Source organism: Spirillospora sp. NPDC048819, from assembly GCF_040650055.1.
Taxonomy (GTDB): Bacteria; Actinomycetota; Actinomycetes; order Streptosporangiales; family Streptosporangiaceae; genus Spirillospora.
In genome coordinates this window covers 24,743-40,584 of record NZ_JBEZGN010000047.1, presented here as the reverse complement: position 1 = coordinate 40,584, position 15,842 = coordinate 24,743, and the positions used below count along the sequence as shown (strand labels likewise).

The 15,842-nt window shown below is 71.2% G+C and carries 11 protein-coding genes; 4 read left to right on the top strand and 7 right to left on the bottom strand.

What is annotated here, in order from left to right; all coding sequences use genetic code 11:
* Window positions 1-293: 293 nt before the first annotated feature.
* A complete protein-coding gene (gene fxsT / locus AB0C35_RS40355) occupies window positions 294-2,810 on the top strand; it encodes an FxSxx-COOH system tetratricopeptide repeat protein (protein ID WP_358467930.1) in 2,517 nt (838 codons plus the stop codon).
* A gap of 219 nt (window positions 2,811-3,029) precedes the next feature.
* Here the strand turns inward: fxsT and AB0C35_RS40350 are convergent, their stop codons facing one another.
* On the bottom strand, window positions 3,030-4,253 hold the full coding sequence (locus AB0C35_RS40350; protein WP_358467927.1) for an FxsB family cyclophane-forming radical SAM/SPASM peptide maturase: 1,224 nt from the start codon (window positions 4,251-4,253) through the stop codon (window positions 3,030-3,032).
* Window positions 4,254-4,355: 102 nt separating this feature from the next.
* Window positions 4,356-4,910 carry a GNAT family protein gene (locus AB0C35_RS40345; RefSeq protein ID WP_358467924.1) on the bottom strand — a complete coding sequence of 185 codons (555 nt, stop codon included), beginning with the start codon at window positions 4,908-4,910 and terminating at the stop codon, window positions 4,356-4,358.
* Between the two features lie 481 nt (window positions 4,911-5,391).
* Here AB0C35_RS40345 and AB0C35_RS40340 point away from each other — a divergent pair, with 481 nt between their 5' ends.
* Together AB0C35_RS40340 and AB0C35_RS40335 are read left to right on the top strand one after the other, a co-directional pair.
* On the top strand, window positions 5,392-8,955 hold the full coding sequence (locus AB0C35_RS40340) for a CDP-glycerol glycerophosphotransferase family protein (protein WP_358467921.1): 3,564 nt from the start codon (window positions 5,392-5,394) through the stop codon (window positions 8,953-8,955).
* Window positions 8,956-9,439: 484 nt separating this feature from the next.
* Window positions 9,440-10,243, top strand: coding sequence for an IclR family transcriptional regulator (locus tag AB0C35_RS40335; RefSeq protein ID WP_358467918.1), 804 nt, complete (start codon window positions 9,440-9,442; stop codon window positions 10,241-10,243).
* A 53-nt stretch (window positions 10,244-10,296) separates the two neighbouring features.
* On the opposite strand, the gene AB0C35_RS40330 is transcribed toward AB0C35_RS40335, so the two are convergent.
* Window positions 10,297-10,746: a DUF3598 family protein gene (locus tag AB0C35_RS40330; protein WP_358467915.1), complete on the bottom strand. Its 450-nt coding sequence runs from the start codon at window positions 10,744-10,746 to the stop codon at window positions 10,297-10,299.
* Between the two features lie 22 nt (window positions 10,747-10,768).
* On the bottom strand, window positions 10,769-11,494 hold the full coding sequence (locus AB0C35_RS40325; RefSeq protein WP_358467912.1) for a VIT1/CCC1 transporter family protein: 726 nt from the start codon (window positions 11,492-11,494) through the stop codon (window positions 10,769-10,771).
* 123 nt (window positions 11,495-11,617) lie between these two features.
* On the opposite strand from AB0C35_RS40325, the gene AB0C35_RS40320 reads away from it, so the two are divergent.
* Window positions 11,618-12,241, top strand: coding sequence for a neocarzinostatin apoprotein domain-containing protein (locus AB0C35_RS40320; RefSeq protein WP_358467910.1), 624 nt, complete (start codon window positions 11,618-11,620; stop codon window positions 12,239-12,241).
* A 53-nt stretch (window positions 12,242-12,294) separates the two neighbouring features.
* Here AB0C35_RS40320 and AB0C35_RS40315 read toward each other — a convergent pair whose 3' ends face one another.
* The 3 genes from AB0C35_RS40315 to AB0C35_RS40305 are packed head-to-tail and all read right to left on the bottom strand — an operon-like array spanning window position 12,295 to window position 15,831.
* Window positions 12,295-13,329: an oligopeptide/dipeptide ABC transporter ATP-binding protein gene (locus AB0C35_RS40315; protein WP_358467907.1), complete on the bottom strand. Its 1,035-nt coding sequence runs from the start codon at window positions 13,327-13,329 to the stop codon at window positions 12,295-12,297.
* Complete coding sequence (locus tag AB0C35_RS40310; RefSeq protein ID WP_358467904.1) at window positions 13,326-14,273, bottom strand: ABC transporter ATP-binding protein; 948 nt, start codon at window positions 14,271-14,273, stop codon at window positions 13,326-13,328. The genes AB0C35_RS40315 and AB0C35_RS40310 overlap by 4 nt, the downstream gene beginning before the upstream one ends.
* The gene (locus tag AB0C35_RS40305) at window positions 14,266-15,831 is read right to left on the bottom strand and encodes an ABC transporter substrate-binding protein (RefSeq protein ID WP_358467902.1); all 1,566 of its coding nucleotides are present in this window, start codon (window positions 15,829-15,831) and stop codon (window positions 14,266-14,268) included. Before AB0C35_RS40305 ends, AB0C35_RS40310 begins: the two co-directional genes overlap by 8 nt.
* Window positions 15,832-15,842: the final 11 nt, after the last annotated feature.

Below are 15,842 nucleotides of genomic sequence, written 5' to 3'. Positions count from 1 at the left end.
CACCTCCCGGGCCAGATGGCGTGAACGGGAACCGTTACCTAGAATGTTCTCTCGATTTCAATCGGACTTCGCGCTGATTGGGTCGTTCATATATTGCTATGGACGCTGACCGAATCTCGGGCATCCGGGGATGTTGTGTCACCTGTTGCAGAGCCGGAACGGGGAACGATGTTCACTCGGGAGAGTTGCGGCCCGAGTCCGGCCCGTGCTCGGCCCGGACGGCCGGCACACTCCGCGGTGCGGCGGGCGCCGCGGCGACCGAGTGGGAGGCGGAAGGCGTGACGAGTCCACGCATGGGAGCCGATGCCGTACCGGGGCGGGTTCCCGACGTCTGGGGAAAGATCCCTCCTCGGAACAAGAACTTCACCGGCCGCGACGAGCTGCTCGACCGGCTGCGCGCCGGCATCACCGGCAACGTCACCGCCGTCGTGCCGCACGCGCTGCACGGCCTCGGCGGCGTCGGCAAGACGCAGATGGCCGTCGAGTACGCCTACCGCTACCGGCCCGAGTACGACCTGGTGTGGTGGATCCCGGCCGACCAGCCGGTCCTGGTGCGCTCCTCGCTCGCCGGCCTGGCCTCCCACCTCGGGCTACCGTCCGCGGCGGCGAGCGGCATCGAGGACGCCGCGAACGCCGTCCTGGACGCGCTGCGCCGCGGCGACCCGTACAGCAACTGGCTGCTGATCTTCGACAACGCCGACCAGCCCGAGGAGCTGATCGACAGCCTCCCGCACGGCCCCGGCCACGTGCTGATCACCTCGCGGAACCACCGCTGGGACGGGGTCGTGGACACGGTCGCCGTGGACGTGTTCACGCGCGCCGAGAGCGCGGAGTTCCTCCGCAAGCGGGTTCCGCGCGGGGTGGACAGGGCCGAGGCCGAGCGGCTCGCCGACGCGCTCGGCGACCTGCCGCTGGCGCTCGAGCAGGCCGGGGCCCTCCAGGCCGAGACCGGGATGTCGGTGGAGGAGTACCTGCGGCTGCTGAGGGAGCGGACCAGCCAGCTGCTCGCCGAGGGCAAGCCGACCGAGTACCCGGCGTCGATGACGGCGGCCTGGGGCCTGTCGGTGTCGGCCCTCGACCGGACGCTGCCCGAGGCGATCGACCTGCTGCGCTGCTGCGCCTTCTTCGGCCCCGAGCCGATCCCCCGGGACCTGTTCAGCCAGCCGAAGGCCAGCCTCGGCCCCCGCCTCACCAGGCTGCTGGCCGACCCGATCCAGCTGAGCCGCGTGATCGCGGAACTCGGCCGCTACGCGCTCGCCCGGCTCGACAACCAGAGCCGGACCCTCCAGGTGCACCGGCTGATCCAGGCGCTGCTGCGCGACGAGCTGCCCGAGGACGCGAAGGAGCGGATCCGCCACGAGGTGCACCTGCTCATGGCCGGGTACGCGCCGGCCAACTCAGAGAACCGGCTCGGCTGGCCCCGGTTCTTCAACCTGCTCGGCCACATCGGCCCCACCGAACTGGCCGGCTGCCAGGCGCCCGATGTGCGGACGCTCGCCCTCAACATGGTGCGCTACCTGGTCGTGTCCGGTGACTACGTCTCGGCCCGCGCGCTCGCCGAGGACTTCGTCGAACGCTGGGCCAAGGACTCCGGCGAGGACCACTACGACGTCCTCAACGTCCACCTGGAGCTCGCGATCGTCCTGCGAGAGCTGGGCCAGTTCGGCGCGTCCGCGGAGCTGAGCCGCAAGACCAAGACGATCGCCCGGCGGACACTGGGACCCGACGACGAGCTGACGCTCCGGTTCCTGCGCGGCGACGGCGCGGACATGCGGGCCGGCGGTGACTTCCAGTCGGCCAAGGCCAGCGACGAGGAGGCCCTGCGCCTGCACCGCGGCAAGTTCGGGGACGCCGACTCGCGGACGCTGCTGGCCCTCAACAACCTCGCGCTGGACTACGCGCTCAGCGGTGACTACGTGGGCTCGCGGCGGCTCCACGAGGAGGCCTACCAGGCGCAGCTCGTCCTCGACCCGGAGGCGGGCAACCCGAACCGGCTGCTGATCGCCTGGAGCGGACTGGCCCGTGCGGTGCGGCTCTGCGGCGACTACCTGGAGGCGTGCGACTTCGGTGAGGACGCCTACGCCTTCGGCGTCGAGCAGCTCGGCGCCGAGCACATCTGGACCCTCCGCACCCAGCGCGACCTCTCGATCGCGTCGCGGCGGTCCGCGGAGTACGACCGCGCGCTGGAGCTGGCGTCCGACGTCCACGCCCGGTGCCTGCGGCTGTTCGGCCTCGACAACCCCGACACGCTGGCCTCCGCGATGGCCCTGTCGAACGTCCACCGCAGCATGGGCAACCTCGAGGAGGCGCACGAACTCGCCGCGGACACGGTGCGGCGGTACCCGTCCGTCTACGGCAAGGACCACCCGTACCATCACGGCTGCGTCGGCAACCTGGCGGTCCTGCGCCGGCTCATGGGCGACCCGGCGAACGCGCGGCAGCTCAACGACACGGCCATCAACGGCCTGGAGTCCAAGCTCGGCCGCGACCACCACTACACCCTGACGGTTGCCCTCAACCTGGTCAGCGACCTGTCCGCCCTCGGGAAGGCGGAGGACGCCGCCCGCCTCGGCGAGGAGACGCTCCGGCGGCTGCGCACGTCCCTGGGCGACGAGCATCCGCTGGCCTCGGCCTGCGCCGCCAACCTCTCCCTCGACTACGAGGCGCTCGGACGCTCCGAGGACGCCGCCGCGCTCCGCGAACGGACCGAGGAGGTCTACCGCACCACGTTGGGGCCGGAGCATCCAGACGCCAGGATCTTCCTCGAACGCAGGCGCATCGACACCGACTTCGACCCGGCGCCGGTGTGAGAGCCGGCGCGTTCACAGCAGTGCGAGGACGCGCCGGTTCACAAATCGTTGGAGCAGGCAGGTTCACAGCAGTGCGAGGGCGTGCCGGTTCGCAGGGCTGTGAGAGCCGGCGGGTTCACGGCAGTGCGAGGGCGTGCCGGTTCGCAGGGTTGTGAGCGGCGGCGGGTTCGCGGCATTGCGAGGGCGTGCCGGTTCCCAGGGCTGTGAGAGCTGGCGGGTTCACAGCATTGCGAGGTCGTTCAGGACGGCCGAGCGGATGTGGGTGATCAGCCTGAGCAGGTCCATGCAGTAGACCGATGGGTTGAGGAACCCGGTTCCCGAGCGGTACCGGTGCGGGTACAGGCCGCCGCCGCAGACCTGCCGGACGTTGCAGGTCTGGCATTGCGGCGCGAGGGCGCGGTGGCGGATCTGCCGGGCGGCGATCTCGGGGAGCATCAGCGCGACGTTGAACGGGTCGCGCGACACGTGCAGCGCCGTGCCGGGAGCGCCGTCGTACGACGACTTGAGCGTGTCCACCTGCTCGATCCGCCCGTTGGTCTCGACCACGACCACGGCGACGGGGGAGAGCCCGATGGCCTCGCTGTGCGAGCGCTGGCCGCACAGCAGCCGGATGATCTCGTGGAACAGCCGGATGCGGGTGCGCTGCTCCGGGGCGCGGAACCAGAGCTCGAAGACCTCGATCAGCCAGTCCCCGTACGGCGTCGACTCGTCGGGGGACCGGCCCGGCGGCGGCGTGTCCCAGTTCCCGACCGGCAGCAGGAAGTCGATGCCCGGCGGGTCCGACTGCAGCAGGGCCTCGTAGGTGGTCGCCGGATCGTTCCGGAGGTCGATGGTGCTGAGCAGCCCGCCGAACAGGTGCCGGTACTCCGGTGCCGTGATGGCGTCGAGGCCGGCGAGCACCTCATGGTGGCTGCCGCGTCCGTCGCCGTGCCGGCGGTGCCGGTCGTGGGCCTGCTCGTCGCCGTCCAGGCTGATTCCCACGACCACGCCGTACTCGTCGAACAGGTCGAGGAAACGCGAGTCGAGCAGCACGGCGTTGGTCTGCATGTGGAACCTGACCGAGACGTCGGGTTCGGCCGCCGTCCGGATCGCGTCCAGCGTGTAGCGGAGGTGGTCGAGCCCGGCGAGGAGCGGTTCGCCGCCGTGGAGGATGACGTCGACGTCCGGCAGCAGGTTCTGGCGGGCGTGCTCGGCGATCCGGCGGGCGACGTGGTCCACGACCGGCCGGGCCATCCGCCGCGGCTGCGACCGCCAGCCCTGGTCGGCCATCTCGTACATGTAGCAGTAGTCGCAGGACAGGTTGCAGCGGCTGTGCACCTTGATCACGAACTCGTGGAACGGGGTCGGGCGCCAGCCCTGTTCGAGCAGCGCGCGGACGTCCAGGGTCTCCGGCCACTCCGGGGTGGTGCCGGCGGCTCCCGCTGCCTCGGCCTCGACGGCCACGCTGACCTACCCTCTGACGGTGGGATACGGGCGCTGACGCTGGGATCCGGGCGCGGCTCCGCGCACCTCCCTTTCGTCACATATGTCGGATTAACAAGATCATTAAACCTCTGCCGCGGCGTGTGTCTCCGCCGTGATGGCCCACCGCTCGTGGTCCCGCCAGACGTCCTCGATGCGGACCAGGCCGACCGCCAGTCCCTCTTTGCGGAACCCCAGCCGCTTGACCAGGTTGATCGACGGCTCGTTCGCGGGCTGGATCTCGGCCTCCAGCCGGTGCAGGCCGAGCCGGCCGAACGCGTCGTCCAGCACGAGGCCCAGTCCTTCGGACATGTGGCCCCGGCCCTGATGGGGGACGAACGCGCCGTACCCGAGCACGCCGCGCTGGTATCCGGCGCGCAGGATGTGGTTGATGGTGACGTGCCCGACCATCTCCCCGCCGCCCTCCCCGCCGTCGCGGCGGCACACCGCGTACGCGACCGCCGACACCTCGTCGAAGCGCGCCAGGTAGGGCCCGAACTGCTCGGCGGTGAGGGGCAGCCACAACCAGGGACGGTGCAGCGCGGCACTGGCGGCCGCCCGTTCGACGAACTCCGCCCGATCCGCATCTGCGAGCGGCCGCACCATCACCTGCGGGCCGGCCGCGAGTACGCCACCCATCGACAAGGAATCTACCGAAGTCCTCCGGGCGCGCTGTGCGTCTTGCGTATCGGCCGTATCAGCCGCATGAATTCGGAGGCTCCATTACCCGACCACAGAGGGCGGGAACAAGGGCCGGGGACCTGACGCGGAGGGGCCTCGCGGTGAGCCGGGAATGCGCAGAACCCGTCCAGCGGCTCCGTTCTGGGGGCTAAGATCCCTATTGGCGATCAGAGTGCCCGCCAGGGTTGATAGTGTCCGCCAGGGTGAGGACCACCGGAAGTCGATCATGGTGTCCGGTTGCGGGTGGGACCCTCACAGGACCTACGGTGCACAAGATGCTGCGGAGACCACCCCCCGCCGGACTCCGCGGGCCCTCTGACCCATTGGCCCCGGCCAAAGCATTGTTGACCAGGGGCGATTCCTCTTAACTGAAGAGCAAGTCCGCTGCGGCCACGGTCGGAACGGTGCCGCGAAGCTAGTAGAAGAGAGGCATGGGCGTATGGCGTCTGATCCGGAGCCGCGCGTTGGTGTCGTGGTGCCCATTTACAACGTCGAGCAGTATCTGAAGGAGTGCCTGGCCTCGATCGCCCGGCAGTCGCTTCGCGAGCTCGACGTGGTTCTGGTGAACGACGGATCGACCGACTCGAGTGCGGAGATAGCACGGACCTTCACGGACGGTGACCCCCGGTTCCGGCTGATCAGCCAGCCCAACGGCGGGCTCGGGAATGCGCGCAACGTGGGCGCGGAAGCCGTCCGCGGCGAGTACCTGGTGTTCGTCGACAGCGACGACATCCTCCCCGACCACGCGCTCGAACTGCTGGTGGAGACGCTGGAGCAGACCGGTTCGGACTTCGCCTCGGGCAACGTCCAGCTGCTGAACGAGCAGGGGCTCGTCCAGTCCCCGATGCACCGCCGCCCGATGGGCACGACGCGGCTGCGCACGCACATCACGCGCGACCGGCTGCTGATGTACGACCGGCTGGTGCCCAACAAGCTCTTCCGCCGCAAGTTCTGGGACGAGCACGAGCTCCGGTTCCCCGAGGGCGTGCTGTACGAGGACATCCCGGTGACCCTGCCGGCGCACTTCCTGGCCTCGACGGTCGACGTGCTCAGCGAGCCCGTCTACTACTGGCGGCAGCGCACCGGCGAGTCGCTGTCGATCACCCAGCGGCGGACCGAGCTCAAGGCGGTCACGGACCGGTTCGCCGCGGTGGAGACGGTCAGCCGGTTCCTGGGCGCGCGGACGGAACCGCAGGTGCGCGCGTGCAAGCAGGAGTACGACGAGGTCGCCCTGCGCAGCGACCTGCGGATCTTCGTGAACGTGCTCGACGAGGCCGACGACGAGTTCCGGGCCCGGTTCGTGGAGCTGGCGCAGCCCTTCCTCGAGCAGGCCGACCCCACGGCGATGGAGTCGCTGCCGGCGATCCTGCGCCTGAAGTGGCACCTGGTCAGCCGCGGACTGATGCCGGAACTGCTGAAGGTGCTGGAGTACGAGCGCCTCAAGCAGCGGATCCCCGTGACGCGCCTGCTGTGGCGCCACTACGCGAAGTACCCGTTCTGGCGGGACCGCAGCCTGCGGATCCCCCGCCGCGTGTTCCGGCTCGGCGAAGAACTCGCGACCCGCTCCCGGCTGCACGAGGTGACGTGGCGGCGCGGCAAGCTGCGCATCACCGGGCACGCCTACATCTCGAACATCGGGGCGCGGTTCCCCTGGTCGTCCTTCAAGATCATCGGCCTGCGCAGCACGGGCGGCGGCCGTACCAAGATGGTCCCGGCGCGCACCCGGCGCTACCGGTACGCCGACGCGGTGTCGGGCAACCCGAACCGCAGCCACCAGTGGTCGGGGTTCTCGTGCACCATCGACCCGAAGAAGCTGCGCCGCGACGGCAAGTACGTCGACGGGACGTGGCTGATCGCGGCCGGGGTCTACAGCCGCGGGCTGATGCGGCGCGGCGCGCTGGCGGCCGCCTCCTCGGGCAGCGGCGCGCACCCGCCGTCGCGTTACGTCACCGACGACGTGCGCATCGTCCCGATGCTGACCCGCGGCGGCACGCTGCGGATCCAGGTGGAGACGGTGCGGGCGCGCCTCACCGGACACCAGATCGTCGACGGCTCCCTGGAGATCCGCGGCACCATCCGCGACGGCGTGCCGGAGGGCGCCGCAGTGGTCGTGCGCCGGCGCGCGGGGACGGTCCTGGCCCAGCATGAGGTGACCTCCGACGACGCGGCCCCCGGCGGTTTCCGGGTACGGATCCCGCTGCGCGACCTGGTCGCCGACATGCCCGTCCTCGACGAGGAGGCCGAAAGCCTGGTCAAGCCCGGGCAGGGCACGGAACCCGATGACGGCATCGGCTGGAGTCTCCACGTGAGCCTTCAGGACGGAGCCGACGCGAAGGACGAGCCGGTCCGGCTGGTGCTGGACGACGACGTCGCCGAGGGGCTGTACCCCTTCGAGGACAAGGAAGTCGCCGTCTACCGCTCCCAGGACGGCTACGCGTGGCTGAAGGCCCGCACACCGCGGCCGGTGGTCACCGATGCGGCCTGGGAACGGGAAGGGACGCTGGTGCTGGCCGGGGACTACCCGGGCGGAGCGGCGGAACTCGTCCTGCGCAGCCGTGACCAGAGCGACGAACGCGTCTTCGCGATGTCGGTGCAGGACGGTCGCTTCCACGCCGAGCTCCCGGTGAGCAGCCTGGTCACGCTCGGCGGCGTGCTGCCGTTGCCGGCCGGGAAGTGGGAGCTGCGGATCCGGCCGTCCGGCGGCAAGACGAGCCTGGCCATGACCGTGGACCACGCGGCGCTGGAGCGCCTGCCGGTCGAGACGATGGTGGACGGCCGGCGCTACGTGTTCCGGGAGCAGGGCTACGACCTGCCGGTGCTCGAGGCCCAGTCCAACCTCCGGATCGGCGAGCGCGGCCCGTACCGCCAGCTGCGGACCCGCATCCGCCACTACCGGGCGCCCCGGCGGCTGCGGCCGCTGCGTCCCGCGGTCCTCTACGACAGCTACACCGGCAAGCAGTACTCCGACAGTCCGCGCGCCCTCCACGAGGAGCTCGTCCGGCGCGGAGCCGATGTCGAGCACCTCTGGGTGGTGCGGGACGGCCAGGTCGAGCCGCCCGAGACGGCGCGGCCGGTGCGGTTGTGGGGCGCCGAGTGGTATGAGGCGATGGCCCGCAGCCGCTACATCATCTCGAACGCGCACCTGCCCGAGTGGTTCGTCCGCCGTGAGGGCCAGGTCGTGGTGCAGACCTGGCACGGCACGCCGCTCAAGCGCATCGGCCACGACATCGAGGACGTGCAGTTCGCGAACAAGCGGTACCTGGAGAAGGTGGCCAAGGAGGCCCCGAACTGGAACTACCTGGTCTCCCCGAACGCCTTCAGCACGCCGATCCTGCGCCGGGCGTTCCGCTACGAGGGGGAGATCATCGAAACCGGGTATCCCCGCAACGATGTGCTCGCCTCTCCCGACCGCGACGTGCTGGCCGCGCAGGTGCGCGAGCGGCTGGGCCTGCCGGAGGGCAAGCGCGCGGTGCTGTACGCCCCCACCTGGCGGGACGACAACTACTACGGCCCCGGTAAGTACCGGCTCGACCTGCGCCTCGACCTGGAGCGGGCGGCGGAGGCGCTCGGCGACGACCATGTCCTGCTGATCCGGCGGCACCCCAATGTGGTCGACACCGTCCCGGAGGTCGCGGGCGGGTTCGTCCGCGACGTCTCCGGCTATCCCGACATCGCGGAGCTGTTCCTGGCCGCCGACGTCCTGATGACGGACTATTCGTCGCTGATGTTCGACTACGCCAACACCGGCCGTCCCATCCTGTTCTTCACCTACGACCTGGAGCACTACCGGGACGAGCTCCGGGGCTTCTACTTCGACTTCGAGGAAGAGGCGCCGGGCCCGCTGCTGAGGACCTCGGACGAGGTGATCGAGGCGCTCCGCAACATCGACGAGGTCGCCCAGACCTACGCCGAGCCGTACGCGCGGTTCACCCAGCGCTACTGCGAACTCGACGACGGCAAGGCCTCCAGCCGCGTCGTGGACAGGATGCTCGGCACCGAGTGACGCCCCGGCCCCCGGCCCGGTCGATGCCACGGGCCGGGGGCCGGATGCTCGGCACCGTCTGACGTTTCAGCCCCCGGCCCGGTCAATGCGCACCATGGGTCGGGGGCTGAATGCTCGGTGCGGACTGATGTTCCGGCCCCTGGCCCGGATCAATGCCACCATGGGCCGGGGGCCGCCGACTCGCCAGATCGATCCCGCTTCGAGCCGGGCGGTCACGGCCAAGACCGTGTCGGCCGGGCGGCCGGCAGGATCGTGTCCGCCCCGTGGACGTCGAGATACCGGTCCCACACGTGGACTCTCCACATCGAAACGTTGTGGAGAGTCGTTCCATTATGCGAAATTATGTTCCAGGATGGGCCGTGGGGGTGGCCGATTTCCTCGACACCATAATCGTCACCGACCCGCCCGTGTCCGTCGGCTTCCGCTATGACGGGGAGGCCGGAACCTGAACACAAGCCCCCAGGGAGTAGGGACGTCCATGCCCATGGACACTTCAAAGCCGATTCGCAGCCGCGGCACAGAGTCGTCGAGCAAGACCGTCGCCACCGTGGAACGCGCGGCGGACGTGCTCGTTCTGTTCGCCGAGCCCGGCTCGATCACCCTCGGCGTCACCGAGATCGCAGAGCGGCTCGGTCTCTCCAAGGCCGCGGTGCACCGGATCCTCGCATCCCTCCGGGTGCGGGGCCTGATCGAGCTGGATGTGAACACTCGCAGGTACTCGCTAGGCGTCACCACCATGCGACTCGGGTTGGCCTATCTCGACCGCATCAACATCCGCCGGATAGCGGCCCCCGAACTTGAGGCTCTGTCCCGGTCCCTGTCCGAGACGGCGACGCTGTCGATCCGCACGGGCAACTCCCGTGTGTACGTGGACCAGGTGACGCCCAGCCGGGAGGTCATCATGTCGGTGAGCCTCGGCATCCCGTATCCGCTGCACGCGGGGGGCTCGTCCAAGGCGTTCCTGGCGTTCCTGGACGAGGAGGAGGTCGACGCCTACCTCGCCGACACGCCGCTCGTCCGGCTGACCGAGCGCACCATCCTCGACGAGGACGTCCTGCGCAAGGAGCTCAAGACCATCCGCAGGCGGGGCTACGCCCAGTCCGTCTCCGAGCGCCAGCCCGGCTCGGCCTCGGTCGCCGCGCCGGTGTTCGACCACCACGGCCGGCCCGCGGGCGTCATCAGCGTCTGCGGCCCCGCCGAACGGTTCCGCGGCGAGGCGAAGAAGTGCGCGGAGGCGCTGCTGGAATCGACCCGCAAGCTGTCCGCCGAGATGGGGTACGGCGGCTGACGGAGGGGCCGGGCCCCACCGTGGCCGCGTTCGGAGGACGGTCGCGGTGGCGTTCATGACACGCGGGTCTCGTTGATCAGCGTGCGCCGGACGCAGCGGCCGCCGCTGATCCACTGCCAGGTCCGGCTGCGCTCGCGTCCGTCCTCGCTCAGCACGATGAGCTCGAACAGCCGCATGTCGGTCCCGCGCTCCTTGTAGATCCACGACAGGTAGATCGTGTCGTCGTCGACCGCCCGGAACTCGCCCTGGATGCGCTCGGTGTCGAACGCGCAGCGGCCCCCGCCCCGGTAGCTGCCGGGGAACCGGTGCTCCTCGGTCCGCCCGTCGTCCCAGGTGTACTCGTTGACCTGGTAGTAGTCCCATTCACCGTCGGCGGGCAGGCGGCACGACAGGCGGGACCGGTGGGTGTCGATGACCTTCCCGTCCCGGTCGACGTGGACGTAGGTGCCCTCCCAGTCGCCTTCGTGGCGTGCGAGCAGCGGCATGTCCTCACGGATGCCCATGCGATCTCCTTGGCCGGTCGGATCAGGACAGGCCGGCGCCCACCAGGCCGCCGATGCCGAAGGTGGTGGCGGCGGCGACGCCGCCGAGGATCAGTTGCCGCAGTGCGCCGCGCCACCAGGGCCGGGCGGTCAGCCTCGCCACGACGGCGCCGGCGGCGAGCAGGCCCAGCGTGCTCACGACCGCCGCGACGAACAGGCCGTCGGCGCCGAGCATGAACGGCAGCACCGGGGTGATCGCGCCGAGCGCGAAGGCGGCGAACGAGGTGGAGGCGGCCACGTACGGCGACGGCAGGTCGTCGGGGTCCACGCCGAGTTCCTCGCGGACGTGGATGCGCCACGCCACCTCGGGGTGCTCGGAGAGCTGTCGGGCCACGGCTCCCGCGGTCTTCTCGTCGAGCCCGCGGTTCTGGTAGAGGGCGGTCAGTTCGGCCAGCTCGCCGTCGGGGTCGCGGGCGAGCTCTCTGCGCTCCACGTCGATCTCGGCGCGCATCAGCTCCGTCTGCGAGGCCACGGAGGTGTACTCGCCGGCGGCCATGGAGCAGGCCCCCGCGGCCAGGCCGGCCAGTCCCGTGATCACCACCGTGGTCGATGAGGCGCCGCCGCCGACCACGCCGCTGATCAGGGCGAAGTTGGAGACCAGCCCGTCCATCGCGCCGAACACCGCCGGACGGAGCCGTCCGCCGGTCACGTCGCGGTGCCCGCGATGGTGCTCCACGGGAGGGGAAAGGGTCGTGGCCTCGGCGCTCATGGGGTCCTCTCGGGGGCTCTCCACAGGGTCTTGTTTTACGACACTATGTCGTGAAACAGTGTTCCGCAAGTCACTGCCGGGGCTCGTTTCGGAGCCGCGGACACGTCCCATGGGAGGCCACCGATGCCCGCACCTCGTCCCGCACTGGCCTGGGCCCGGCCACTGTCGGCCGTGTCGCTGTTCGCCGCCGCCGCACTGGCGCCGGCCCTGCCGGCTCTCACCGCGACCGCGTCCGCCGCCGCCAAGCCGGAGATCACCGTCACCCCGTCCGAGAACCTCGCCGACGGCGGCGAGATCAGCGTTCGGGGGTCGGGTTTCACGCCGGGGACCCTGCTGTTCGTGGCCGTCTGCGACACCGCGAAGCCGCTCGGCGGCTCCTGCGACACCGGCAACTACAGCAAGGCGACCACCGGCGACGACGGCTCGCTGTCCACCAAGCTCAAGGTCGTCCAGGTCTTCGGCGACACCGACTGCGCGAAGACGTCCTGCGCCCTGATGACGAACGACCCGGCCAACCCCAGGGACACCCGCAACTTCGTCACGGTGCCGCTCACCTTCGCCGGCGGGACGTCCGGCGCGCCGACGGCGGCGTCCACTCCGGCCGGGCAGGCCGCTCCCGCCGCGCGCGAGGACGACGGCGGCTCCGGCGGCATGCTCCTGGCGGCCGGCGCGGTCGCGTTGCTGATCGTGGCGGGCGTCGTGGTCTTCCTGGTCAGGCGCGGCCGGCCCGCCTCCGCCGGCCGTTAGCCGGCGGCGTGCCCGGGGGCGGGGCGGAGGCACCGCCCCGCCCCCGGCCGCCGTCATCCCTCCGCCTCGGCGGTCGCGTCGAGGAGCTCGACGTCGCGCAGGCAGGCGCTCCGCCGGCCCCCGATGCGGACCAGCACCGGGCGTTCGCGGCCGCAGAGGTCCACCGCGTACGGGCAGCGCGGATGGAACGCGCAGCCCGGCGGCGGGTTCACCGCCGAGGGCACCTCACCGCTCGGCGACACCGGCCGGCGCCGCGTCGGGTCGGGCACCGGGACCGCCGCGAGCAGCATCCGCGTGTAGGGATGCCGCGGCGAGGTGAAGATCTCCTCGGCGGGGCCCGACTCCACGACCCGTCCCAGGTACATGACCGCGACGCGGGTGGCCAGATGCCGGGCGATGTCCAGCTCGTGGGTGATCAGCACGTAGCCGAGCCCGAGTGACTCCCGCAGGTCCAGCAGCAGGTTGACCAGCGTCGCCTTCACCCCGACGTCGAGGCTGGCGGTCGGCTCGTCCAGGACGATCGCCCGGGGCGAGGCGGCCAGCGCGCGGGCGACGGTGACCCGCTGCAACTCGCCGCCGCTCACCCCGGCGGGCCTGCGTCCGGCGTACTCCGGGGGCAGGCCGACCTGTTCCAGCAGTTCGCGTACCCGCTCGTCGCGTTCGGCGCCCGACGCGCACAGCCCGTGCAGGGCCAGGGGCTGCCCGATCGCATGGCCGATGGTCTTGCGCCGGTTCAGCGCCGACCACGGGTTCTGCGACACGAACTGGACGGTGCGGCGCACCTCGCGGGGCAGCCGCGAGCCGGCCCGCACGCCGTCGATGCGCACCTCGCCCAGGGGCGGATCCAGCAGCCCCACCGCCAGCCGCGCGATGGTCGACTTGCCGCAGCCGGACTCGCCGACGATCGCGAGGGTCTCCCCGGGCGCCAGCGACAGCGACACGTCCTCCACGGCGTGCACCGTCCGGCGCCCGCGCCGCAGGAGACCCTTCCCGAGATCGAACCTGCGCGTGACGTGGTCGAGTTCGAGCAGGCGCGGCTTCTCCGGCGGCGCTGCCGTGGGAGGCGGGGTCGTGGGAGGCGGGGTCATGCGGACTCCTCGGCGCGATGGCAGCTGACGGTGGCCCCGAGCGTGACGACCGGCCGCGGCTGTTCCTCCCGGCAGCGGGCCAGGACCTCGGGACAGCGCGGGGCGAACGCGCATCCCGGGTGATGCGCGGCGCCGGCGGCGCTGCCGGGGACGGTGCTGAGGCGCTCGCCCGGTTCGGTGCGACCGGGCAGCGCGGCCAGCAGCGCCCGCGTGTAGGGGTGGCGGGGCGCCGCGAAGATCTGCTCGACCGTGCCGGTCTCGGCGAGCCGGCCGCCGTACATCACCGCGACCCTGTCGCAGACCTGCGCGACGACCGCCAGATCGTGGGTGATGTAGAGGATGCCCAGGTCCAGGCGGTCCCGCAGGTCGAGCAGCAGCCGCAGCACCTGCGCCTGGACGGTCGCGTCCAGGGTCGTGGTCGGCTCGTCGGCGATCAGCAGGTCGGGCCGGCGGGCCAGCGCGGCGAGCACGATCAGCAGCCGCTGCAGCTGCCCGCCGGAGAAGCGGTGCGGGTAGTCCCGGGGACGGTCCAGGACGGCGCGCAGCCCGACCTGCTCCAGGAGCGGCGTGAGGTCCTGGCCGCCGCCGTACCACCGGAGCTGCGCCAGCACCGGGGTGGACGGGCTGAGGGACGTCATCGGCCGCTGCGGCACGAACCCGATGCGGGTCGCGCGCATCCGCCGCATGGCCTCTTCGGACAGGCCGGTCAGCCCTGTGCCGTCGAACGTCAGGCCGGCGGCGCTCAGCCGTGCGCCGTCCGGCAGGGTACGGGTCAGCGCGGCGCAGACGCTGCTCTTGCCGCTGCCGGACTCGCCCACCAGGCCGAGCACCTCGCCGCGGCGGAGCTGGAAGGTGACGCCGCGCACGGCGGGAACGGGGGTGCCGGCGTGCCCGGCATAGTCGACGTGCAGGTCCTCGACGTCCAGCAGAACACGGTCAGGCACCGGACCTCCCCGCGGGCCGGAGGCGGGAGACGCCGAGCCGGTTGATCCGCATCTGTACCTGACTCATCGGTGTCACGCTGTCGCGCTGGCCGACGATCATCTTCGGGTAGGCCGCCGGGAACATCACCGCGTCCTCGGCCAGCGTGCGGTTGACCTCTGTCAGCAGCCGGACGCGTTCGTCCTGGTCGGAGGTCTCCCACACCCGGCTGAGCGCCCGGTCCACGCCGGGGTCGCGGTAGCCGCAGGCCAGGACGCTGCCGGACTGTGCGGGGGAGAGCGTGAGGTAGTTCGCCGCCCCGCTGGTGAAGCCGCTGGCGAACTTGTTCATGATCATCTGGTAGTCGCCGGAGATCCAGCGCTGCGCCCAGGGACCGCTCTGCAGGACGTCCAGCTTCACGGTCACGCCCACCTTCTTCCAGTTCTCCACGAGGATCTGTGCGATGCCCTCGATGGTCTGGCTCGCCGCGATCGTGAGGGTGAAGCCGCGCTCCCCGCCGCCCGCGGCGTTCAGGAGGCGCTCCGCCTTCGCCGTGTCGGGCCGGGCGGGGAAGACCTTCAGCGCGGGGTCGTAGCCCTGTTCGGCGGGCCCGATCGGACCCTGGCCGAGGGTCGCCGCGCCGCCGAAGACCTTGTCGACCACGGCCTGCCGGTCCATCGAGCACGCGATCGCCTTGCGGAAGTCCTCGTCGTCGAACGGACTGCCGCCCACCTTCACGTAGGTGAGGATGTCGATGGGCGCGTCCACCTTGTGGACGGTCGTCCGCTCGTCGCCGCGCAGCAGCGGCAGCGCGGCGACCGGCAGGTTCGTGCCGATGTCGATCTTGCCGGCGCGCAGGTTCACCACGCGGGTCGAGCCGTCCGGGATGATCGTGTACTCCATCCGCGGGAACGCGGCCCCGGGCCCGTGGTAGCCGGGGTACGCGCTCAGCGAGTAGCCGAGTCCCGCCGCCGCGTCGTCCATCCGGTACGGCCCGGTGCCCATCATCGTGTCCTTGCGCTTCACGAAGGACCGGTGGGTGATCGGCAGGTTGGTGAGATGGGACCGCAGCAGCCCGTACCGGCGGTTGAGCTTGATCTCGACCGTGTGCCGGTCCAGCGCACGCGCACCCGAGTAGTAGCGCAGGAAGTAGACGATCCATTCGCTGCCGCTGGCCAGCGCGGTCACATGCCGGAGCGAGGCCACGACGTCCTCGGCCGTGAAGGGGTCGCCGTTGTGGAAGGTGACCCCCTTCTTGAGCGGGATCGTCACGGTGAGCCCGTCCCCGGAGACCTTCGGCTCCCCGGCGGCCAGCAGTGGAACGGACCGGAGGCGGTCGTCGTAGTCGTACAGGGTCTCCATGACCGGCTCGGCGATCCAGCGGGTCACCTCGCTGCCGGAGTCGAGCGGGTTCATGTTCCCCGGCCCGGCCTCGATCCCGATCCGCAGGGCGCCGCCCTTCGCGGCCCCGGCCCCCGCGCAGCCGGCGGCGCCGGCCAGCGGGATCACGGCGGTGCCCGCCGCCAGCGTGGTGAGGACGCGTCGCCGCGACCAGTCCGGCAGCGGTGTGCTGGCCGTCATCGATTCCTCCG

Bases quoted from the DNA above. Each gene is read 5' to 3' on its own strand.
- fxsT (WP_358467930.1), top strand. From the start codon at position 294: ATGGGAGCCGATGCCGTACCGGGGCGGGTTCCCGACGTCTGGGGAAAG.
- AB0C35_RS40345 (WP_358467924.1), bottom strand. From the start codon at position 4,910: ATGGGTGGCGTACTCGCGGCCGGCCCGCAGGTGATGGTGCGGCCGCTC.
- AB0C35_RS40340 (WP_358467921.1), top strand. From the start codon at position 5,392: ATGGCGTCTGATCCGGAGCCGCGCGTTGGTGTCGTGGTGCCCATTTAC.
- AB0C35_RS40335 (WP_358467918.1), top strand. From the start codon at position 9,440: ATGGACACTTCAAAGCCGATTCGCAGCCGCGGCACAGAGTCGTCGAGC.
- AB0C35_RS40330 (WP_358467915.1), bottom strand. From the start codon at position 10,746: ATGGGCATCCGTGAGGACATGCCGCTGCTCGCACGCCACGAAGGCGAC.
- AB0C35_RS40325 (WP_358467912.1), bottom strand. From the start codon at position 11,494: ATGAGCGCCGAGGCCACGACCCTTTCCCCTCCCGTGGAGCACCATCGC.
- AB0C35_RS40320 (WP_358467910.1), top strand. From the start codon at position 11,618: ATGCCCGCACCTCGTCCCGCACTGGCCTGGGCCCGGCCACTGTCGGCC.
- AB0C35_RS40315 (WP_358467907.1), bottom strand. From the start codon at position 13,329: ATGACCCCGCCTCCCACGACCCCGCCTCCCACGGCAGCGCCGCCGGAG.
- AB0C35_RS40305 (WP_358467902.1), bottom strand. From the start codon at position 15,831: ATGACGGCCAGCACACCGCTGCCGGACTGGTCGCGGCGACGCGTCCTC.